General features: G+C 45.5%; 12 protein-coding genes, 8 pseudogenes and 1 other annotated feature. Of the genes and pseudogenes, 14 read left to right on the top strand and 6 right to left on the bottom strand.

Translation table 11 applies throughout. The features are described 5' to 3' along the window. Positions 1 to 84: 84 nt before the first annotated feature. The 3 genes and pseudogenes from UA76_RS04930 (at position 85) to UA76_RS04920 (ending at position 3,020) form a co-directional block, all read left to right on the top strand. Positions 85 to 1,773, top strand: coding sequence for an NAD-dependent malic enzyme (locus UA76_RS04930; RefSeq protein WP_047043672.1), 1,689 nt, complete (start codon positions 85 to 87; stop codon positions 1,771 to 1,773). Between the two features lie 190 nt (positions 1,774 to 1,963). Further along, the gene (locus UA76_RS04925; RefSeq protein ID WP_420340897.1) at positions 1,964 to 2,287 is read left to right on the top strand and encodes a DUF3392 domain-containing protein; all 324 of its coding nucleotides are present in this window, start codon (positions 1,964 to 1,966) and stop codon (positions 2,285 to 2,287) included. Further along, positions 2,260 to 3,020, top strand: a pseudogene (locus UA76_RS04920) (SanA/YdcF family protein). Before UA76_RS04925 ends, UA76_RS04920 begins: the two are co-directional and overlap by 28 nt. Before the next feature lie 36 nt (positions 3,021 to 3,056). Here the strand turns inward: UA76_RS04920 and UA76_RS04915 are convergent. Further along, positions 3,057 to 4,374: pseudogene (locus UA76_RS04915) on the bottom strand (GGDEF domain-containing protein). Positions 4,375 to 4,627: 253 nt separating this feature from the next. Between UA76_RS04915 and UA76_RS04910 the strand changes: the two are divergent. The 4 genes and pseudogenes from UA76_RS04910 to cydC all read left to right on the top strand — a co-directional run bounded on the left by UA76_RS04910 (position 4,628) and on the right by cydC (position 10,300). Next, positions 4,628 to 5,455 carry a DUF2797 domain-containing protein gene (locus UA76_RS04910; RefSeq protein WP_047043670.1) on the top strand — a complete coding sequence of 276 codons (828 nt, stop codon included), beginning with the start codon at positions 4,628 to 4,630 and terminating at the stop codon, positions 5,453 to 5,455. Positions 5,456 to 5,696: 241 nt separating this feature from the next. Then, entirely contained in the window at positions 5,697 to 6,659 is a 963-nt protein-coding gene (trxB, locus tag UA76_RS04905; RefSeq protein WP_047043668.1) for a thioredoxin-disulfide reductase, read from the top strand. 141 nt (positions 6,660 to 6,800) lie between these two features. Continuing rightward, positions 6,801 to 8,587 (top strand): annotated as a pseudogene (gene cydD, locus UA76_RS04900) (heme ABC transporter permease/ATP-binding protein CydD). Beyond that, positions 8,580 to 10,300: pseudogene (gene cydC, locus UA76_RS04895) on the top strand (heme ABC transporter ATP-binding protein/permease CydC). Before cydD ends, cydC begins: the two co-directional pseudogenes overlap by 8 nt. 49 nt (positions 10,301 to 10,349) lie before the next feature. Here the strand turns inward: cydC and UA76_RS04890 are convergent. Beyond that, entirely contained in the window at positions 10,350 to 11,066 is a 717-nt protein-coding gene (locus tag UA76_RS04890; protein ID WP_047043666.1) for an alpha/beta fold hydrolase, read from the bottom strand. Positions 11,067 to 11,412: 346 nt separating this feature from the next. On the opposite strand from UA76_RS04890, the pseudogene proV reads away from it, so the two are divergent. From proV to UA76_RS04865, 5 genes and pseudogenes are all read left to right on the top strand, one after another. Then, positions 11,413 to 12,599 (top strand): annotated as a pseudogene (gene proV, locus UA76_RS04885) (glycine betaine/L-proline ABC transporter ATP-binding protein ProV). 3 nt (positions 12,600 to 12,602) lie between these two features. Then, the gene (gene proW, locus UA76_RS04880; protein WP_047043664.1) at positions 12,603 to 13,712 is read left to right on the top strand and encodes a glycine betaine/L-proline ABC transporter permease ProW; all 1,110 of its coding nucleotides are present in this window, start codon (positions 12,603 to 12,605) and stop codon (positions 13,710 to 13,712) included. Further along, positions 13,709 to 14,715: pseudogene (gene proX / locus UA76_RS04875) on the top strand (glycine betaine/L-proline ABC transporter substrate-binding protein ProX). Before proW ends, proX begins: the two are co-directional and overlap by 4 nt. Before the next feature lie 575 nt (positions 14,716 to 15,290). Further along, the gene (gene parM, locus UA76_RS04870; RefSeq protein WP_047043662.1) at positions 15,291 to 16,352 is read left to right on the top strand and encodes a plasmid segregation protein ParM domain-containing protein; all 1,062 of its coding nucleotides are present in this window, start codon (positions 15,291 to 15,293) and stop codon (positions 16,350 to 16,352) included. After that, complete coding sequence (locus tag UA76_RS04865; protein ID WP_047043661.1) at positions 16,345 to 17,061, top strand: hypothetical protein; 717 nt, start codon at positions 16,345 to 16,347, stop codon at positions 17,059 to 17,061. Before parM ends, UA76_RS04865 begins: the two co-directional genes overlap by 8 nt. Positions 17,062 to 17,162: 101 nt before the next feature. On the opposite strand, the pseudogene UA76_RS04860 reads toward UA76_RS04865, so the two are convergent. Further along, positions 17,163 to 18,040 (bottom strand): annotated as a pseudogene (locus tag UA76_RS04860) (carboxylate/amino acid/amine transporter). 235 nt (positions 18,041 to 18,275) lie between these two features. Here UA76_RS04860 and UA76_RS04855 point away from each other — a divergent pair. Next, positions 18,276 to 18,695: a BLUF domain-containing protein gene (locus UA76_RS04855; protein WP_047043659.1), complete on the top strand. Its 420-nt coding sequence runs from the start codon at positions 18,276 to 18,278 to the stop codon at positions 18,693 to 18,695. Between the two features lie 88 nt (positions 18,696 to 18,783). Here the strand turns inward: UA76_RS04855 and rluB are convergent, their stop codons facing one another. The 3 genes and pseudogenes from rluB to rnm all read right to left on the bottom strand — a co-directional run bounded on the left by rluB (position 18,784) and on the right by rnm (position 21,409). Further along, positions 18,784 to 19,728 (bottom strand): 23S rRNA pseudouridine(2605) synthase RluB, encoded by a 945-nt coding sequence (gene rluB / locus UA76_RS04850; protein ID WP_047043656.1) that lies wholly within the window; start codon positions 19,726 to 19,728, stop codon positions 18,784 to 18,786. A gap of 121 nt (positions 19,729 to 19,849) precedes the next feature. Beyond that, positions 19,850 to 20,469 (bottom strand): annotated as a pseudogene (locus UA76_RS04845) (L-threonylcarbamoyladenylate synthase). An 85-nt stretch (positions 20,470 to 20,554) separates the two neighbouring features. Next, positions 20,555 to 21,409: an RNase RNM gene (gene rnm, locus UA76_RS04840; protein WP_047043655.1), complete on the bottom strand. Its 855-nt coding sequence runs from the start codon at positions 21,407 to 21,409 to the stop codon at positions 20,555 to 20,557. A gap of 62 nt (positions 21,410 to 21,471) precedes the next feature. On the opposite strand from rnm, the gene trpL2 reads away from it, so the two are divergent. After that, the gene (gene trpL2 / locus UA76_RS25140; protein ID WP_084705469.1) at positions 21,472 to 21,618 is read left to right on the top strand and encodes a tryptophan operon leader peptide; all 147 of its coding nucleotides are present in this window, start codon (positions 21,472 to 21,474) and stop codon (positions 21,616 to 21,618) included. After that, positions 21,565 to 21,666 (top strand) — a sequence feature (Trp leader region). (Overlaps the previous gene by 54 nt.) Positions 21,667 to 21,774 lie beyond the last annotated feature (108 nt).

The raw sequence follows: 21,774 nt of genomic DNA, 5'->3' as shown, positions 1-21,774 counted from the left end.
GTTAAAGATAAGGTAGAATCTGTTTACAAAGTGTTTACCACCTTCTATTTTTTATTGTTTGCTAACCCCTACGATAGGCCTCGAATGAACAACGACAAACGCCCCCTATATATCCCCTATGCAGGACCTGCACTTCTTAGTACACCACTTCTTAACAAAGGCAGTGCATTCACCACTGAAGAACGTATATCGTTCAACCTTGAGGGGCTGCTACCAGAATCAACGGAAACCATCCAAGAGCAAGTGGAACGTGCGTATCAGCAATACAAAAACTTCGAAAGTGACATGGATAAGCACATTTACTTGCGTAACATTCAGGACACCAACGAAACCTTATTTTACCGCTTAGTTCAGAACCACATTTCTGAGATGATGCCAATCATCTATACGCCAACCGTTGGTGCGGCATGTGAAAACTTCTCAAACATTTATCGTCGTGGACGTGGCCTGTTTGTTTCCTACGCCAATCGCGAGCGTATCGATGATCTACTGAACAACGCATCAAACCATAACGTAAAAGTCATCGTTGTGACCGACGGCGAACGAATTCTTGGTCTAGGGGACCAAGGCATCGGTGGTATGGGTATTCCAATCGGTAAGCTTGCACTTTACACCGCATGTGGTGGTATCAGTCCTGCCTATACGCTACCAATCGTATTGGATGTGGGTACGAACAATCCGCAGCGCCTTGCAGACCCAATGTACATGGGCTGGCGTCACCCTCGTATTACTGGTCAAGAGTACGATGCGTTTGTTGAAGAGTTCATGCAGGCAGTGCAGCGCCGTTGGCCTGATGCACTTATCCAGTTTGAGGATTTTGCGCAGAAGAACGCAATGCCACTTCTTGAACGCTACAAAGATCGCACTTGCTGCTTCAATGATGATATTCAAGGCACTGCTGCAGTTACCGTCGGCTCTTTGCTTGCAGCATGTAAAGCGGCGGGAAGTCAGTTATCTCAGCAGCGTGTCACTTTCCTAGGTGCAGGTTCTGCTGGTTGTGGTATTGCAGAAGCGATCATTGCGCAAATGGTGTCTGAAGGTATTTCTGATGAGCAAGCTCGCTCACAAGTATACATGGTTGACCGCTGGGGCCTGCTACAAGAAGGCATGCCAAACCTACTGGACTTCCAACAGCGTCTGGTTCAGAAACATGCAGATACAGCAGACTGGGAAAGTGATGGTACCGCCTTCTCACTACTTGATGTAATGAAGAATGCGAAACCAACGGTATTGATTGGTGTATCTGGAGCTCCGGGCTTGTTTAGCGAAGACATCATTAAAGAGATGCATGCCCATTGCGAACGCCCAATTGTGTTCCCACTTTCAAACCCAACTAGCCGCGTTGAAGCAACACCGAACGACATTATTCGTTGGACAAATGGTGAAGCGCTGGTTGCAACAGGTAGCCCATTTGAACCTGTCGTGCACGACGGAAAGACTTACCCAATCGCTCAATGTAATAACAGCTATATTTTCCCTGGCATTGGTTTGGGTGTCCTTGCCGTTGGCGCTAAGCGTGTTACCGATGAAATGTTGATGGAATCGAGCCGTGCGTTGGCCACATGCTCACCACTGGCAATTAACGGCCATGGTGCACTTTTACCGCCACTTGAAGCGATTCACTCGGTATCTAAGAAGATTGCTTTCGCGGTTGCGAAAAAAGCAATTGAGCAGGGCGTTGCCTTAGAAATCACCGACGAAGCACTAGAGTCAGCGATTGACCAGCACTTCTGGCAGCCGGTTTACCGTCGCTACAAACGTACATCGTTCTAATTCTCTAGATCTATCTATTCTGCTCATTGAAATGCAACACTTATTGCTTTTTCACTGGGCCAGAATAATTTTATGATCTGCTTTCATCATTTCAGCTTTTTACTGTTATTTTGTCCTAACCGTCCCTACACTTCTTAGCGTTTTTATCCAACTCATTCCTAATTATTACCTAGGGTTTTTCATGCACCTGATTATGGACCTCTTTAACTCGCTTGGGCGTCATCTCTACCCATATCTTTCTGAAATCTCAACCGCGTTGGTCGCTTGCTTACTCGTTATTAGCGGTGGAAAAATTAATCGTGCTCTCTGCGCGATGTTGAGAAACGAGTCATTTATTGTACGAACCTTGGTGTTTGTGTTGATCAATGCTTTTGGTTACGGTTTAATCATCGTAAAAGCAACACCTTACATCTCTCAGACATTAAGAAGCCTAGACGCTGGCATCATGCTGATTACTGTTATTGTGAGCTTCTTTGCTATAGGAGCTTGGGCACAAAGGAACCGACAAGTATAGTGCGCAATATTTTTAGAAAGCCGAATCCCACCAAAAGCTTCGTCTATCGCTGCTACACAGTAGTGAAATATCTATTTGCACTTCTCGTGGTTACCGCCGCATCACTCACTGTTATCGACGCTTGGGTAACGGTCCAGGCCCACCGACAAATCATCAAAAGTGAACAAGAGATCGAGAACTTCGATGTGGCTGTCGTTCTCGGCACCAGCAAATATCTTGGCCGTACCCTCAACGACTACTACAAACACCGCATTGATGCCGCGATTTCTTTATATCAAAACGGTAAGGTAGACAACTTTCTGCTCAGTGGCGACAACGCCCATCGCTCATACAATGAGCCTTGGACGATGAAGCGAGATTTAATGAGAGCGGACGTACCAGAGGACCAGATATTCTTGGATTACGCGGGCTTTCGAACGTTGGATTCGGTCTTAAGGGCCAAACTGATTTTTGATACTGACAACTTCTTAATCATTTCACAGAAATTCCACTGTGAACGCGCTCTGTTCATTGCCAACTATCACGCATCAATGCCCAATGTCTGGCGGTACCAGGCCCAACCAATCATTCAGGGTATAAAGTTAGAACTCGCGAAATTTTTGCTCGGGCAAAAGCTTTTCTAGACTTGTATATCATTGGTACGGAACCGAAATTCCTAGGGCCCAAAGAGCCCATCGGGCGGAATGCGATCGTCAGTCAAAATGAGTCGGAAAACGAATACTCAGGCAAATAGCCCATTACGCAAAACTAACATTCTGATATCGTTCAATTAAGCTTGCGCTCTTTTCTTAAACTGACTGACTTCAACACGATTTCGCCCATCACGTTTAGCGCAATAAAGTGCTTCATCGGCACGCGCGAGCGCTTCGGTGTGCCGCTCATCACCAATTTGCGCGACGCCTAGGCTACACGTTAACAAATCACCATGAACCCAAATGTGGTTTTCAACGGTCTTTCTCACATTTTCAGCGACAATGGTTGCTTCTTCAAGCGAGGTTCTTGGGCAATAAAGAACAAACTCTTCCCACCCCACCTGACTAATCGGTCCGTTTTACGCGTGGCACTCATGACAACCATTGCGAACTCTCGCAAGATATCATCCCCCATCTTATGACCATAGGTGTCGTTTACTTTCTTAAAAAAATCGATATCCATATAAATGATCGACAGTTCAAGAGGGTCTGGGCCTTTATTCTCTACTTGGGCTTTAAACCAGTCTCTTATTGAGTGGCGGTTCATGGCTCCAGTCAGTGCATCACGGTGGGCAAGTTCTGCGAACTGGAAGTTCTGTGCTCGCAGTGAGCGGTTAATGAACGTGAGGTGCTCTTGACGAAGTTCTGCTTGTTTGACGACTCGCCTGCCGCGTCGGATTTCGCTACCACTCCATACCACGACGAGGAATATCCACATAAATAGCAGCGTCAAAAACAGTTCTTCACCTTCAACATACTGCCCGATGAATGAGACCTCTTTGATGACCATTTTGTAGTGGCCAATACCAGCTCCGGAACCCGTCGCGAATTCGATCTTATTGATGTTTCCGTACTCAGGTGCCGAGTGTTCGATAGGTATGTTGTTATCAACCAGCCACCAAGTGAGAACTTGTAAGTTACCTATTGGGATGTCAATGGCACCCTGTTCATAGGAAGGAAGATATTCTAAACCGTTGTACTTATGGGTGTATTCATTATCGACTGTCGAATAAGCAGGGTTAAAATTGCGCAAATAGAAACGCATTCGAGGGTAAGAGCCCGTTTCTAAGTTAATGAAATCAACGTTAAGCCTCACTGTGTGGTACTTACTGAGATTTAAGCCAATCGTCGGATCTTCGTTGACATGAATAGACACACCACAATAGGGCCAAGGGTACTCGCTTTCCTTGAGTTCACAGCTGAGCACTGTTTCGCCATCGACATAATCAATTGAAGAAGTGGAGAGACCACCTTGAGTCTGGTCGTTGGTAGGAAAGTACGACAACCTATCAGGAGATAGAGTGTACACACGCTATCGCCATAAAACAAATAGAGGTACACAATGACCAACGTCACTGCGACTAGAAAAGCGACTGCTTTATGAATCAATTTCACTACAGCTCACCATACAAAATGCCTAATACGGGTACAAAAAAAATCCCTGCGATCACCTTACCAGACTCCATCAATTGATAAGATTAACGGTATGATACGTTGGAAATATGAAACTCTCCTAATAAACTTTTGTATTAGACGCAAAATTATGACCTATTTCAACAATTGCTAATACAAGCCAGTAGGAAACCTCATTACCGTGAAGCCGGAATTTGCTACACTGACGTTCTAACTAAAATTATAGAGCAAAGTCATGTCACTATTAGCAAAAGGCACACTAAAAAAATTAAAAGGTGCCAACTTAGAGAACGTTCAGTATCACTTACCTGTCGGTGATGAGTTAGTCGACCTCTCTCCTTATATCGGAAAAAACATCACGCTTAGCCATACGGGTAATATCTTCTGTAGCTCATGTGGAAAGAAAACCAAAAAAAGCTACTCTCAAGGCCACTGTTTTGTGTGCATGAAGAAGCTGGCAAGCTGCGATATGTGCATCATGAAGCCAGAAACCTGCCATTTCGACCAAGGCACATGCCGTGAACCTCAATGGGGTGAAGACAACTGTATGGTCGATCACTTTGTCTACCTATCAAACACCTCTTCTCTGAAGGTAGGCATCACCCGACACACGCAAATTCCAACGCGATGGATTGACCAAGGCGCAACACAAGGCCTACCTATTCTTAAGGTAAAGAGTCGACTCATCTCTGGCCTGATTGAAGTTGAACTGGCTAAGCACATTGCAGACAAAACCAATTGGCGCACCCTTCTCAAACAGGATGGGGAACCTATAGACCTACATGCGGAAGCCGCTAGACTCCTTCCGTTGGTCGAAGACAAGCTCGCACAGATCAAAGCTACTTACGGCGAAGACGCTATTGAAGTGCTTAACGATGCAATCACTGAGCTCAACTACCCAGTACTTGAGCACCCAGCAAAAATCACATCTCATAACTTCGATAAAAACCCTGAAGTCACTGGCACGCTGAAAGGAATCAAAGGCCAGTACCTGATTTTTGATACCGGCGTGATCAACATTCGCAAATTCTCTTCCTATGAAGTCGAAGTGAGCGACGACTAATCAATATCTCGAGTTGAGAACAAAATAAAGCACGATGTAGCATAAGCTTCATCGTGCTTTGTCTTATTTAGTCACTTTTTAAACATATAGATTGATAGGCAGCCCCTATTACTGCTATCAATACACGGTTATTTACGCTTTGCATCTTGAAAGTGCCTCAACTAACCCTATATATTCCTAACCATAAAGACTTAATCTCTGGGCCGGACGTGGGCCTGTATCCATTTGGATTGGAGCAATAATGAGCAACGCGAAACACTGTAATCTTCTAATTCTAGGCTCGGGCCCAGCTGGCTACACAGCAGCAGTTTATGCCGCGCGAGCGAACCTTAAACCTGTACTTGTAACAGGCATGCAGCAAGGTGGTCAGCTAACCACAACCACTGAAGTAGAAAACTGGCCAGGCGATGCGGAAGGATTGACAGGTCCAAACCTCATGGAGCGCATGAAAGAGCACGCCGAACGCTTTGAAACAGAAATGATCTTTGATCATATCAATGAAGTCGATCTTAGCCAGCGCCCATTTAAACTTACGGGTGACAGTAATGAATATACCGCCGATGCGTTAATCATCTCGACAGGTGCTTCTGCAAAGTACCTAGGTCTTGAGTCTGAAGAGGCATTCAAAGGCCGCGGTGTTTCAGCTTGTGCGACGTGTGATGGATTCTTCTACCGTAACCAAAAAGTCGCGGTTGTCGGTGGCGGTAACACAGCCGTTGAAGAAGCGTTGTACCTATCAAACATTGCTTCAGAAGTTCATCTGATCCACCGTCGTGATACGTTCCGCGCAGAAAAGATTCTAGTGAAACGCCTGATGGATAAAGTAGAGAATGGCAACATTGTTCTGCACACAGACCGCACACTTGAAGAAGTCGTTGGTGATGACATGGGCGTGACTGGCGTACGAATCAAAGACACTCAATCAGACAACATTGAGCAACTTGATGTCATGGGTGCATTCATTGCTATCGGCCACCAGCCAAACACGGCGATCTTCAAAGGCCAACTGGATATGAAAGATGACTACATCATCGTCAAGTCTGGCTTAGACGGCAACGCAACACAAACAAGTGTTGAAGGTGTATTCGCTGCAGGTGACGTTATGGATCATAACTATCGTCAAGCGATCACTTCTGCCGGTACAGGCTGTATGGCGGCACTGGACGCAGAGCGTTATCTTGATGGCCTTGCTGACAAAGCGTAACCCAAATCGATACCATCAATTTACGCACCTTTAATTTGCACTTTTAGTTCAAATCCCTCTAGCCCGACGGTATAACCGTCGGGCTTTCTTTTGTATAATGCCCGGCTCAACAGTCAAAATAATTATCATTAAAACTTTCAAATGGATAAGAAAAAACAACGCAGCTTGAATAATTGGCTCAAGCAGCAAAGTCGGCTAGCCAAACGCTGGCTGATGATTGCTGTCGGCTCGGGGTTTTATCAAGCTTGTTTCTCCTAGCTCAGGCGGCACTATTAGCGTCCATTCTCCATCAGCTCATTATGGAACACGCCGACAAGCATAGCCTTATTCCCCAGTTTCTTGGATTAATCGCCATTACGGTCGCGAGAGCTGGCTGTGCATGGGGGCGCGAAATTGCTGGATTTCGCTGTGGGGAAAAAGTCCGCGTTTACATAAGGCAACTTATCCTCGATAAACTGCGTGCACTTGGGCCAGCCTATATCAAAGGCAAGCCTGCGGGAAGTTGGGCAACTCTACTGCTAGAGCAAGTCGAAGACATGCAAGACTTCTTCTCGCGCTATTTGCCGCAGATGTCTCTGTCGGTATTCATTCCATTCATCATTCTCGTCGTCGTATTCCCAATCAACTGGGCAGCCGGTTTGATCTTCCTGATCACGGCTCCACTCGTTCCAATCTTTATGGCGCTAGTGGGTCGTAAAGCTGCTGATGCTAACCGTCGTAACTTCAAGGCGATGCAGCGACTATCCGGTCACTTCTATGACCGTTTACAAGCTATGACCACTATCCGCCTGTTTGACCGCACCAAGGCAGAAACCGAAGTGCTAAAAGGTGCATCAGAAGTCTTCAGAACTCGCACAATGGACGTACTCCGAATCGCGTTTTTGTCTTCTGCAGTCTTAGAATTCTTTACCTCCATTTCAATCGCAATTACCGCGGTTTACTTTGGTTTCAGCTTCATTGGTGAACTTAACTTTGGTCACTACGGTGTCGGTGTCACTCTGTTTGCAGGCTTATTCATCTTGATTTTAGCCCCAGAGTTTTATCAACCCCTTCGCGACCTTGGAACTTTCTATCATGCCAAGCAGCAAGCGGTGGGTGCAGCCGAAAGCATTGTTGAATTTCTAGAGACCGACGTAACCGAGGTTCAATCGGGTACCACCCTAATTGACCAAGACGGTGCTATTGCAATCAAGGCGACTGACTTAGAGGTCTTTAGCCCAGAAGGCACAAAACTTTTGGGTCCCATTTCATTCGAAATTTCGCCAGCACAAACCTCTGCGCTTGTTGGCCCAAGTGGTGCGGGCAAGACAAGTTTAATCAATGCCATTCTCGGTTTCCTACCCTACAAAGGTCACCTCACGGTTAATGGAATCGAACTAAACCAAGTGGACATGGCAGATTGGCGCAAGCAAATTAGCTGGGTCGGTCAAAACCCTCTGTTACTGCATGGAACAATTCAAGACAACGTAACCCTTGGCCAAAGTGAATTCACTTCAGAGCAAGTAAACCAAGTCTTGGAGCAATCTTACGCTTCAGAGTTTGTTGCCCAACATGGTTTGGACTACCCAATCAGTGACCGCAGCGGCGGCTTATCTGTTGGACAAGCTCAACGCCTAGCATTGGCTCGCGCTATGCTGCAAAACGGACGCTTCTGGCTGCTAGATGAACCAACCGCCAGCTTGGATGCCCGCAGTGAGCGATTAGTGATGCAAGGCATCGATACCCAAAGTGCAGGTAAAACCACACTTATGGTCACTCACCAACTCGCTCCACTCAAAAACGTAGACCAAATTCTGGTTATGCAAGATGGGCTATTGGCTCAATCTGGGGGCTTCCAAGATCTTGCTAACACCGATGGACTGTTCAAACAAATGCTCGACGCAAACTTAGCGGCGAATCAAAGTAATGAGGGGAACCTCGATGCGTGAATTAGCCCCTTATTTAAAACTCTATAAGAAGCATTGGTTTGGCCTTTCTCTGGGCATGATCCTCGCGTTCTTAACTATAGCCGCTTCAATTGGCCTGCTCACGCTCTCGGGTTGGTTCCTGTCTGCCGCGGCAGTCGCTGGCCTTACGGTTGCGCGAGAGACGTTTAACTACATGCTGCCGGGCGCGTTTGTACGCGGTTTTGCGATGGGTCGAACTGCGGGGCGCTGGGGCGAGCGCGTCGTAAGCCACAATGCAACCTTCAAGCTGTTAACGGATCTGAGAATCTTTTTCTTCAAGAAACTGGCTCCTCTCATTCCAGGACGTATTTCCAACCTTCGCGATGGCGATCTTCTCAATAGATTGGTCGCCGACGTCGATGCAATGGATCACGTCTATTTAAGGCTTATCAGCCTGTCGTGGTTGGCGTATTTGGTATCGCGGCCCTCACGGCGTTCCTCGTATGGTTTGACACCACACTCGGTTTAACGCTTGGCGCTATCTTGATGGTCCTACTGATAGTTTGGCCTATCTTGTTCTACAAACTAGGACAAAAAAATGGTGAGCAGCTGACGGAGACTCGCTCTAAGTTAAGAATCGCCACATTGGATTGGTTAGAGGGTTTCAGTGAGCTAACGCTATTTGGTGCTGAAGAGCGTTACAAAAAAGCGATTTTAACCGAACAAGATAAGCTCCTTAACAACCAAAGAGTCAACGCGCATTATTCAGGTTTAGCTCAAGCTCTACTACTGCTGTTTAACGGTTGGACGTTGATTATAATTCTATGGTTGGCATCAGATGGCGTTGCAGGCAACACTCCTGACCCGCTGATCGCGCTTGTTGCGTTCGCAACGATGGCGAGCTTTGAACTACTCATGCCAATCGCTGGCGCTTTCCAATACCTAGGCCAAACTCTCACCTCTGCTCGACGTTTGAATGAGGTTATTCTGGCTGAGCCAGATGTGACCTTCCCAGAAAACGACATCGAACTAAAGCAAGACTACCGAATCGAGTTTGATCATGTCGATTTTCACTACCCAGACAGTTCGCAGCAAGTATTAAAGCAAGTGTCTCTTACTGTTGAAGCTAAGCAAAAGGTGGCCATTGTCGGCCAAACTGGCTCAGGGAAATCGACTCTTCTACAACTGCTTTCGCGCTATTGGGATCCAAACCAAGGTTCAATTTCTATTGCTGGCGTTCCGCTGACTCAATGGAGTGAGAGCCAGCTACGTAAGAGTATTACTGTGGTCAGCCAACGCGTCGATATCCTCAATGGTACATTGCGAGATAATCTCTTAATGGCGAATCCAACGGTCGACGACACATTACTTCAACATACGTTAGCCAAGGTTGGGTTAGAGAAATTGTTAGAAGAACAAGGGCTCGATGCTTGGCTTGGCGAAGGCGGCCGGCAACTCTCTGGAGGAGAGAAGCGACGCATAGGAATTGCTCGAGCCTTACTTCACAATGGATCTATTGTTCTGCTTGATGAGCCAACCGAAGGGCTAGATAAAAAAACAGAGCAGAAAATTATGGCGCTGTTTGACGAGTTCCTGACGGATAAGACGGTGATATTCATTACTCACCGCCTAGTCAATCTCGATAAGATGGATGCAATCTGCCTTATTGAGCAAGGTGAAGTGGTCGAGTTTGGTCATCACAATGACCTTATTCGCAATCAAGGTCGTTACCACCAGTTAACTCAAACGCTATAAACCGAAAAGGGAGCTCACGCTCCCTTTTTTCAAATCCCGAGTTATCCCACTATCTTATTTCAGTAAGGAACTTATCGACTTCAGAGAAAAAGTACTCTGTATCGTGAGTGATAATATCGTGGCCAACATCCGAGAAGACAAGCTTAACGTTTTTATCCATCTCTGCTTCATGCTTTTCAACATTTACAATCAACTCTGATAAAAACTCTAAACCCTCGCCATACCTAGTATTGTAAAAATTCAGCACGGGCGTCTCATGATATCGAAACTGATTAAACTCCATAGTAAAGACTTCTTCTATTTCTGACTGCACGAGTTGGTCATCTAACTGCAACGGCGCGAAATACTCGGCAACGGCCTCTTTCTCTTCAGCGGACAATTTATCTTCAATCTTTGCATACAGATTACTAATTCGGGTGTCGATGTTGATAACCCCTTTCACTCGCTCAGGATGCAGATAGTTGTAATAGCGAGCGTAGTAACCCCCTAAGGAAGGCCCCAATAAGATCATGTTATCCAGTTCAAGTTCATCAGCAAGACTTTCGAGCTCAGCATTTACAGCTTCTAAAGTACGCTTGGGCTGTTCAAGCTTGCTTTCGCCATATCCTCCGCGGTTGTATAACAGAACACTGCAACGTTTCGCCAGCTCGTCTTGCAACCAAACATTATGATGGATGTGAACCCCTGCCCCAGTGCAAATTACGATGCACTCCGACGCGTTCTCATTTTTACAAAAGCGATATTCTATTCCTTGGCGACTGATCATTCTATCTACTCATTTAGATTACATTCACAGCATTGCACATTACTTGCTTACCAATAGAAATTACAAAGCCATAAATCCCAATTTGTTAACTATTGGACTCAAGTCATATTTTTCATGCGCTTTCACATCACTTTACAAATATTCTTCTTAAAACCGAAAACTCATCAAAACCAGATTGAAAACCACTACTTATCATTACCTTAAGCCCAATATTACTGTATCCGTATACAGCCTAAAAAGAATATAAATTCAGCCCTCTTCTGCTTCTACATTGAATTATTCGCCAATAACACGTAAGGTTTTATTTGTTTACATATATAAACAAGATATTAAAGGAAATTATTTCATGGATCCCATACTGGAAGTTAAGGGACTATACAAAGTGTTCGGAGAAGACCCCGAACGTGCCTTTCCCCTGATAGAGAAAGGAAACGACAAAGACACTATTTTTGAAAAAACTGGCCTCACTCTCGGCGTTGATGATGTATCCCTGTCCATCAACGAAGGAGAAATCTTCGTTATCATGGGTCTATCTGGCTCAGGTAAATCTACCTAGTTCGCTTACTAAATCGTCTTATAGAACCCACCCGCGGTAATGTATTCTTCAAAGGGAAAGACATTGCTCATATCTCTGATGAAGAACTGCGCGAAGTCCGCCGAAACAATATCTCTATGGTGTTTCAAAACTTTGCACTTATGCCCCACATGACGGTGATTGAAAATGCAGCATTTGGGCTCGAGTTGGCAGGGGTCGACATAGAAACCCGTAACCGCTCAGCATACCTAGCACTAGAGCGTGTTGGCTTAGAGGCTTACTGTAGCTCATTCCCTGATGAGTTATCTGGTGGCATGAAGCAACGAGTTGGGCTCGCGCGCGCCTTAGCCTGTGACCCAGATATTCTATTAATGGATGAGGCATTTTCTGCCCTAGACCCATTGATTCGTACCGAAATGCAAGATGAGCTTATTCGACTACAGAATGATGACAAACGCACCATTGTGTTTATTTCACATGATTTGGATGAAGCGATGCGCATTGGCGATCGAATTGCCATCATGCAAAACGGATCTGTCGTTCAAGTCGGTACACCCGATGAAATTCTGCATAACCCTGAAAATGATTATGTTGCCGCCTTCTTTAGGGGAGTAAACGTAGCCAATGTTCTTACCGCCAAAGATATCGCTCGTAAGAAACCCGCTGCGGTGTTTAAGAAGTCTGAGCATGACGGCCCAGCCTCAGCGATGCAAATTCTTATCGACAACGACCGTGACTATGGAATTATTGTTGAGAAGAGCAGCCGTTATTCGGGCATTGTTTCTGTTGAATCGCTTCGTGAAGCACACAATGAAAATCGCTCTCTCGCCAGTGCCGAACTCACCGACGGCATCACACTGCAACCTAATCAACCCATCAATGACATTTTAGGCATCGTTGCCAGCGTTCCCTACTCTGTTCCAGTTGTCGACGATGACGGCAATTACTACGGTGTTGTGACTAAATCACGATTACTTCAGACTTTAGATAAGGACTAGGCAATGTCAGACGAACAATCTAACAGTGACCCGTGGTCACAATCTCAAGAACAGAGCGATCCTTGGGCACAAACTACCGAGCAAGCTGACCCTTGGGGCCAAGCGGCTGATACATCAGCCTCCAATGACTGGCTCACAACCGAGACCGTAGAAAAGGCTCAGTTCGACGTAATGAACCCATTTCAGGAAGCCATTATTCCCCTTGATTCTTGGGTAGAAACTGGTCTCAACTGGTTGGTGGAACATGGCCGCCCCGTCTTCCAAGCGATTCGCGTCCCGATTGACTTCATATTGATGTCCTTTGAAACCGCGCTTGTTTCAACACCAGCCCCGTTAATGATTCTGATACTTTTCTTGTTTGCTTGGCAGTTTTCAAGCTTACGACTTGGTGTGGCGACTTTGTTTTCGCTCGTCTTTATTGGCCTAATTGGCGCTTGGTCCGAAGCGATGACGACCTTATCGCTTGTAATGACCTCTGTGTTCTTCTGTCTACTTATCGGCCTTCCCTTAGGAATATGGTTGGCACGAAGTGAAACGGCAGGAAAAATAGTGCGGCCCATTCTCGACGCAATGCAAACGACACCCGCATTTGTTTACCTCGTTCCAATCGTCATGCTATTTGGTATTGGTAATGTTCCCGGCGTGGTTGTGACCATCATATTCGCCCTACCGCCTGTCGTGAGGCTGACCATTTTGGGTATCCAACAGGTGCCAGAAGAGCTTATTGAAGCCGGACACTCCTTTGGTGCAAGCAAAAAGCAGATGCTCTATCGCATTCAACTGCCTCTTGCTCTACCTACTATCATGGCAGGTGTGAACCAGACTCTAATGCTATCGCTCTCAATGGTCGTTATCGCTTCAATGATCGCCGTTGGAGGATTAGGGCAAATGGTTTTACGTGGTATAGGTCGCTTGGATATGGGCCTTGCCTCAGTGGGCGGCTTAGGCATCGTCATTCTGGCTATTTTACTTGATCGCATTACTCAAGAACTTGGCACTAACGCCGGCGATACTAAGGTTCGTTGGTACCACTCTGGCCCAATTTCGTTTTTCACAAAATTCATTGCTGCAGGCAGTAAGCCTGAAGCTTCACTCAAGGAGAAATATAAATGAATAACTCATGGAAAAGAGCACTAACTCTGGGTGCGGTTTCAACTATCGCATTTTCTAGCACCACGTTAGCAGCTGCACTTCCTGGTGAAGGTGTCGTTGTACAGCCAGTACAGTCAACCGTTGCTGAAGAGACTTTCCAAACACTTATCGTGAATCGAGCTTTAGAAGCACTTGGCTACGATGTTCAACCAACCAAAGAAGTAGACTACAACGTTGGCTATACGTCCATTGCCAAGGGCGATGCTACGTTCCTAGCGGTAGGTTGGTTCCCACTGCATGCCGATAAATACACTATGTCTGGTGGCGACGACAGTTTCTACATGCAAGGTCAGTATGTCAGTGGTGCGGCTCAAGGCTACTTAATGGATAAGAAAACCGCTGAGAAGTACAACATTACCAATATAGAGCAATTGAAAGATCCTGAAATTGCCAAATTGTTTGATGCAAATGGTGACGGCAAAGCCGACCTTACGGGTTGTAACCCGGGCTGGGGTTGTGAGCTAGTGATTGAAGAACAGCTCACCGCTTATGGTTTGCGTGATACGGTCACGCACAACCAAGGTAACTATGCGGCTATTATCGCTGACACGATCTCTCGTTATAAGAAAGGTGATCCAGTGGTTTACTACACTTGGACACCATACTGGGTAAGTGGCGTACTTGTCCAGGTAAAGACGTGGTTTGGCTAGAAGTGCCATTCTCTGCTCTACCTGGTGAGCGCAAGGGTGTGGATACCACACTGAAAAACGGCAAAAACTACGGTTTCGAAATGAACTCAATGCGCATTGTTGTTAACAAACAATTTGCTGCAGAAAACCCAGCCGCAGCAAAACTGTTTGAAATCATCAAACTCAACATCAATGATGTGAGTGCTCAAAATATGATGATGAGCCAAGGCAAGAACAGCGTGGCCGATATCGAATCGCATGTGAGTGGTTGGATCAAAGCGAATCAATCTCAATTTGACGCATGGGTGGACGAAGCGAAGAAAGCCGCAATGTAGCGTGCTAAGTGTATCGTAGTGAGAAACAAAAAGGCCGAATCGAGCAGATTCGGCCTTTCTTTTTTTGAATGCTAAAGCGCTGGATACCTTATTCTCGCTATCCAAACATATGCCCTAACCAAAGTGCAGGGCCAAAAATAATGATCAAGTAGATGATACCCAACAGTGGACTTATCTGACGTTTCTTTTTCTTCGACATTTTTTGATTACAAACTTACCACTTTGACGACATCGATCTCCTAGCTAGGTATCTCTCCAACGGAGTCATATCGTCACTTCTATCTTGTTTAAATCGAGTTTAAACATCTAATTTTTTCGTTTCAATCCTTTTGCATCCGACAGCTTACTTTTCAAACGCTACACGTACATGACATGTTTTTGATCAATGACTTACGCCTGAGCTATTAATCCAATCTGGCACGACCAAACTTGCCACTCACTTAAGTCGAAATGGACCTATTTCTTCTTTATGCTGCCCTTCTTCAAACCTTTGGGCTCAAGTTTGCTATTAGGAGTGGTTTTTTATTTACTGCCATGAAGCGGTAACACCATGATTTAAAAGTAGTAGGAATCAAATGACCCCATTTAAGTTTGCAGTTGATGATGGTTCAACAAACGTAAAAATCAGTTGGATTGAAAATGGCGAGATACGCACGGTTATCTCTCCAAATTCATTTAGAAAAAACTGGAAAAGCGCAGCGCTTCGTAAAGATAAGAAAATCTACAATTACACCATTAACTCAACCAAATACACCTACGACATGACATCTGACAAAGCGTTAGAGACCACTCATGTCGATTATCAATATGACGATTTGAACCTACTCTCTGTCCATCATGCTCTGTTACAAACCGGTATTAAGCCAGGACCTGTAAAACTCGTAGTAACCTTGCCAATAACAGAGTACTACGATGCCGAAGATTGCCAAAAGAACGAAGACAAAATTGCTCGCAAACGCGAAAACCTAATGCGTGCAATTGAGCTTAATAAAGGCGAGCTATTTGATATTGTTGATGTAGAAGTGATGCCAGAAAGCCTACCAGCAGTACTTTCCACGCTAACCATGCAGTCGGTCAGCCAGTTTAATCGCTCGTTAGTGATTGATATTGGCGGTACAACATTGGATATGGGTGTCATTGTCGGGGAATTTGATGATGTATCAGCTATCTACGGCAACAACGAGATCGGTGTTTCTATGGTAACAGATGTAGCCAGAAAATACCTTGCTGCAGCGGACAGTGACTCAAGTTACTTAGTCGCCAATGAACTGATTAAGCAGCGTAACAATATCGAATTCGCACGTGAAGTGGTCAATGATGAAACCCAAATTCCTCTGATTTTGAATAAAGTTGAAACCAAAATAGAAGAGCTCGGAAAACAAGTCGCGCACGAGGCGAAGAAGTTTGCTAAGAATCCAAACCGAGTTTACCTTGTAGGCGGCGGCGCTAGCCTAATCTATCCCGCGATTCAAAATGCTTACAGCACACTAGGTGATCGTGTAGTTCTTGTTGACGAACCTCAAGAAGCGCTTGCTCGAGAGCTTTGCCTCTACCACTCTGACGGGGAATCTATCGCTATGCCAGAGCAGCCTGCTGTTGCAGAACAAATGCCGCACCGAGAGGTGGTGAATGTCTGATAGGCTAAAACGGATAAGCTATTCAATTCTGCTCGACCCGCTCAATATCCCTGCCGATCGTTTCGCAAGCAAAGTATTGCACGAATGGGCGGACAAAATCACCAGTCTTGCTAGTAGCGCAGAGAGCAGCTTAGAAATCCATGATGCGAAAGCGATACACAAGCAAGTGTACCTTAGTGGCATGTTTCTCCATCTGCTTAGCCCCGAACTATCGAGTCGCCTCAGCACTCAGCTGACAGAAGACCAAATCACCGTTAAAACACTCATAGCGGCGCTTAAGAGCCTGGGGCTGCACGACTCTACTGCTTCACCAACAAATGGCACAGGCATCCTTAATGCTGATTCTTTGGCCAAAATGGAGGAAGCACTCACTGAACATATCAAGCTTGAGTCGCAACTGACTCGAGAGCAACTCAATGAGCTGCATGAACAAAGCAGTGATGTTCACGACGATACCATTGTCGATATTGTTTTAGCGACCAAGGGCCAAAACGATCACCTAATTGATATCGTAAAGTCTCAAGCTACGCAGCTAACAGAGCTTAAGAGTTTAGTCCAAGCTCAAACTCAATTGATTCAGTCCCTATCACTCACATCCAGTTCAAGCTCCGAGTCAAAAACTGCCAAATCAGAGGAAAAAACGCCTGTGATAGATTTAAATGAACGGTTAGCTCATGTTCAGAAAATCAAAAGGAAAGGCATCTTCTAACTCGAATAAAGCATTTTGAAAATCGAAGTAATCAAAAGGCCGACTTGGTATCCAAGTCGGCCTTTTAAAACGTCTAAGAGTGGTAACCAGTTATCGGTAGATCAAGCTTCACCATACTTTTGCTCAACTTTCTTCTTCACCCACTTCTCATTTAGCCAAAGCGATGCGGCAATGATCAAACCGCCAATCAGTAATCGCCCTAGATCTTCTTCTCGATTCCAAATCAGAACATTCACAATTAGGCCCATTGGTATCAATACATTATTCATAATGGCTAGAACACCTGCGTTCACTTGGCACGCGCCTTTGTTCCACAAGAAGTAACCAGCACCAGAAGCAATCGTCCCTAAATACACGAGAATCCCCACTGTGTGGTCGTCGTTGGTAGCTTTTCAATATTGCCAAAAATAGCAAACGCGACAGTCGCGATCACTAATGCACCGAGGTAGAAATAACCAAATATGGTATGTTGCTTTAAGTCATGGGTTTGTTTTTCCATCAGCGCCTTGTAACCGACTTGCCCAATAGCAAAGCACACATTGGCACCTTGAACGACCAAAAAACCCATCACAAAACGCTCGTTGATTCCGGCATAACGAATGAATACGGCTCCGAGAACAGCTATCAATGCCGTCACCAAGTACCAAGCGGAAAAGCGCTTGTTCAATAAATCGTAGAGAAGCGTAACGTAAATTGGTGTCATCACCGTAAAGAGCAGCACTTCTGGTACAGAGAGTAGAAGAAACGACTGATAGTAGAAGCAGTACATTAAACCGAGCTGAAACCCGCCCAGAGCCATCAGCTTTACAATCAAGCCTTTTGGTACGTCACGGAATTTAAGAAATGGTAAGAAGACCAAGCCAGCTAATGCCACTCGAATCCAAACAGAGAACCAAGCATCGACTTGACCCGCTAAGTAAACGCCTATCAAGCTAAATGAGAATGCCCACAATACTGTAACGGCAGACAAATAGAACATAATTAAATCTGAAAAATGGATGATGGGGATAGTTTATCTAAAATCGACTTGGAGTTCTTGATAAATATTATCATTTAAAGTTACACGAGCATCAGAGCCAAAGGCTATCAATATGTAATCGGTTTACTTAGCTATTCAATTGGCGCCCAAATTTCATCTTTGGTCATGGCACCATATGAAACTTGCATTATATTTATAGATACTATCGACTCTATTATGAATTCAGTGAGGATCTATGCACCTAGTACGTTTGATATACGCAAGCACGATTACCTCCCACAACGACCCAGGCATTATTGAGAACATTCTCGAATCCGCTCGGCGCTTCAATCCTGCCAACGACCTTACTGGAATTTTGTACTTTAACGGCGACTACTTCCTGCAATGTATCGAAGGTTCCAGACAAGCCGTCAACAATGTCTACACTTGTATTTTGAAAGATGCACGACATCATACCGCCGTGATTCTCGACTACAGCGAGATTTCAGAACGGACATTTAGCGACTGGTCAATGGGCTATGTGCCAACCAGTCGAACCTACAATGAATATTGCTTAAGATACTCAAACAGCCGCGAGTTCAACCCTTACCAGATGTCTGGAGAGAGTGCCTTCAAACTACTCAACGAGCTTAAGCAAGTGTTACCTTCTATTTGACCGACAACCTAGCATCATTAACAACAAAAAGGCCGATAGCATATAGTGCTATCGGCCTTATTAAATTCTGCTGTAATCAGCGCCTGTCTTATCTAGCGGCGATTCTTAGAACGAGCCCTTGCTCACCTGCAGATTTCTTAGGCTTGCGTCGAGATGGGTTGTTGCTGCGACCTTTTGGTGTATTCACGCGCTCTTCGTGACGCTTAACTGCGCGACGAATTTTCTGACTACGCGAACGCTCACGCTTGCGGGACGTGTTGTCTTTAGACAGGTCTAGTAGTGTCTCTTTTTCTGGACGAAGTTCTACAAGCTCACGCAAGTAGTTTACCTCTTTCAGGTCTAGCTCCATCCAACCGCCACGTGGCAGTTTCTTGTCTAGGTAGATATCACCGTAACGAACACGTTTTAGACGACTCACCGTTGTGTCTTGTGATTCCCAAAGACGACGAACTTCGCGGTTACGGCCTTCGTTAATCGCCACGTAGAAAGTATGGTTCATACCTTCACCGCCAGCGTATACAACGTCTTCGAAACGTGCCATACCATCTTCAAGCTCGACACCACGAACAAGGTTCTTCACCTTCTGCTCAGTCACTTCACCGAATACACGAACGAGATACTCGCGTTCTACCTGACGGCTTGGGTGCATTAGGCGATTCGCTAACTCACCATCAGTGGTGAAAAGCAGTAGACCAGAAGTATTGGCATCCAAACGACCAACAGAGATCCAACGCGAACCACGAATTTTTGGCAGGCGATCGAAAACCGTACGGCGACCTTCAGGATCGTGACGAGTACATAACTCACCTTCAGGTTTGTAGTATGCAAGAACGCGACAAACCACTTCTTCAGAAGCTTTCGCGGATACTGTATGACCATCGATACGGATAACAGCACTCTCGTCCTCTAGGCGCTCACCTAGTTTTGCTACTACACCGTTTACACTTACACGACCAGCTTTAATCAACGCTTCAAGTTCACGGCGAGAGCCATGACCAGCACGTGCTAAAACTTTCTGTAACTTTTCGCTCATTTATCTACCTAGTTATTGTCGTCTTCACAGACGTCGAACATAAAAAATTGCGACCTCAAATCGCGGCCGCGTATTATCGCAGAAGCGTTATAGAAAATCACTCACTTTCGAGTCAATTTTATCACTCAAATGGGGTTGGATCGCCAGAACCAACACGAGCGATGACTGGCTCATCTTCACTGAAGTCCACCACGGTTGTTGCTGCTCGCCTAAATAACCACCATTAAGAATACAGTCTACCGCGTGCTCTAGCTTGTCGCGGATATCTTCTGGGTCCGATTCTGTGTTTTCGCTACCCGGAAGGATCAACGATGTCGACATCATTGGTTCTCCTAACGCCTCAAGCAAATCAAGTGCTATCTGGTTATCAGGAACACGAATACCGATCGTTTTTTTCTTCGCGTTCATCAAACGCCTTGGCACCTCTTTCGTCCCCTTAAAAATAAAGGTGTAAGGGCCTGGAGTATTGTTCTTCAATAAGCGAAAAGCTGCGTTATCCACACGAGCGTAGAGTGAGATCTCCGACAAGTCACGGCACAATAAAGTGAAGTTATGTTTGCTGTCCAAGCGACGAATTTGACAAATACGCTCTAAGGCTTGTTTGTTCTCTAGCTGGCAGCCCAATGCGTAACCGGAATCAGTTGGATAAATGACAACGCCACCATTGCGGATAATTGCGACCGCCTGGTTAATGAGACGTGCTTGAGGGTTGTCTGGGTGCACATAAAAAAATTGGCTCATTCTTATTCCTCTTTATCGAGTCTCTCGACTCTATAATCCTAGCCACTGTCCTTATCTAAATAAGTCTTATCTAAGTAGTTCTTTACTAACAATCAGTTGGCTTAGGTTCAATTCCCCAATCGTGCCAAACAGACGTGACGCCTGAGGGCAACCATAAGTTCCTTCCCAGCTCCATCCACGGAGATGGGTAATGAAAGTCACTGCCTTGAGAGGCTAATAGTTTGTATTGTATAGCATAATCTGCCAGGTTGCGTCTTTCTTGTTGCGCTTGTTGGGGCTGTGCCACTTCCATTGCGTCACCGTTCGCTTCGACAAACGCGGCTAACAAGCGTTTTAACCACTTAGCTGTAAGCCCGTATCGACCGGGATGAGCTAATACGGCGACGCCACCAGCTGCGTGAATGGCATCCACTGCCTCGCTCATTGAGCACCAGTTTGGTGGCACATAACCCGGGTTGTTTCGCGTCAGATACTTCTTGAATACCTGCTGCATATTCTTCACATAATCATTATCAACTAGCCATTTAGCGAAGTGTGCTCGCGTAATTGGAGCATCACCCGCGATAAGCTTGACCTCTTCAAGTACACCTTCACGAGTCGCTTTACTTAACCTGTGGGCAATCAGCTCGGCACGCTCTTTTCGATGGTTTTGCTGCTGACTGATCAGCGCGAGGAGTTCAGGAGAGTTTCTATCCACATTTAAACCGACAATATGGATATCTTTGTTTTGCCAAACCGTTGAGATTTCGATGCCATCGATGAGTTTTAGTGGCAGTTTCTGATCAGCAATATACTCATGAGCAGGTTGCAAACCCTCTAGGGTGTCATGGTCAGTGATTGCCAATACATCGAGATTAAACTCGGTAGCTCTGTCGATGAGTTCATGGGGAGTAAGTCTTCCATCAGAAGCGGTGGTGTGGCTGTGTAAATCTATTCGCATTTTTTGCTCTTTAATGGTTGACTTTTTATTCGGGTACTAGTTAACTAGTACACAGATACGAAATGTCGATTTTAAGGTCCGTCATGTTACAAGAATTTAACCTAGCTCCGAAAGCAAAAAATGCATTCGCTGCCCTTAATATGGGTAAGAGCATTCTTGTGTGGTGGCGCACTTGGTCAGGTTCCAAGTGGGCAGTTGTGCATTTCTGAAAGTAAGAAATTCCATATTAAGCCCGCTTCTAAAGCGGGCTTTTTTTGTTTTGTCGTATACCTCACAATCAAGTGCTCAAACAATCTACAATTTGTGTCGTATCTTGATTGGGTCAACGTTTGCTTTATGCGAGTATGTACAGCTCAACGTTGGCT

Source organism: Vibrio mexicanus (assembly GCF_001012815.1).
GTDB lineage: Bacteria > Pseudomonadota > Gammaproteobacteria > Enterobacterales > Vibrionaceae > Vibrio > Vibrio mexicanus.
The sequence above is the reverse complement of the archived record's forward strand: the minus strand, read 5'-3'. Positions and strand labels throughout refer to the sequence as shown.

Bases quoted from the DNA above. Each gene is read 5' to 3' on its own strand.
- parM (WP_047043662.1), top strand. From the start codon at position 15,291: ATGACCCCATTTAAGTTTGCAGTTGATGATGGTTCAACAAACGTAAAA.
- UA76_RS04930 (WP_047043672.1), top strand. From the start codon at position 85: ATGAACAACGACAAACGCCCCCTATATATCCCCTATGCAGGACCTGCA.
- UA76_RS04865 (WP_047043661.1), top strand. From the start codon at position 16,345: ATGTCTGATAGGCTAAAACGGATAAGCTATTCAATTCTGCTCGACCCG.
- UA76_RS04890 (WP_047043666.1), bottom strand. From the start codon at position 11,066: ATGATCAGTCGCCAAGGAATAGAATATCGCTTTTGTAAAAATGAGAAC.
- trxB (WP_047043668.1), top strand. From the start codon at position 5,697: ATGAGCAACGCGAAACACTGTAATCTTCTAATTCTAGGCTCGGGCCCA.
- proW (WP_047043664.1), top strand. From the start codon at position 12,603: ATGTCAGACGAACAATCTAACAGTGACCCGTGGTCACAATCTCAAGAA.
- UA76_RS04910 (WP_047043670.1), top strand. From the start codon at position 4,628: ATGTCACTATTAGCAAAAGGCACACTAAAAAAATTAAAAGGTGCCAAC.
- rnm (WP_047043655.1), bottom strand. From the start codon at position 21,409: ATGCGAATAGATTTACACAGCCACACCACCGCTTCTGATGGAAGACTT.
- rluB (WP_047043656.1), bottom strand. From the start codon at position 19,728: ATGAGCGAAAAGTTACAGAAAGTTTTAGCACGTGCTGGTCATGGCTCT.
- trpL2 (WP_084705469.1), top strand. From the start codon at position 21,472: ATGTCGATTTTAAGGTCCGTCATGTTACAAGAATTTAACCTAGCTCCG.
- UA76_RS04855 (WP_047043659.1), top strand. From the start codon at position 18,276: ATGCACCTAGTACGTTTGATATACGCAAGCACGATTACCTCCCACAAC.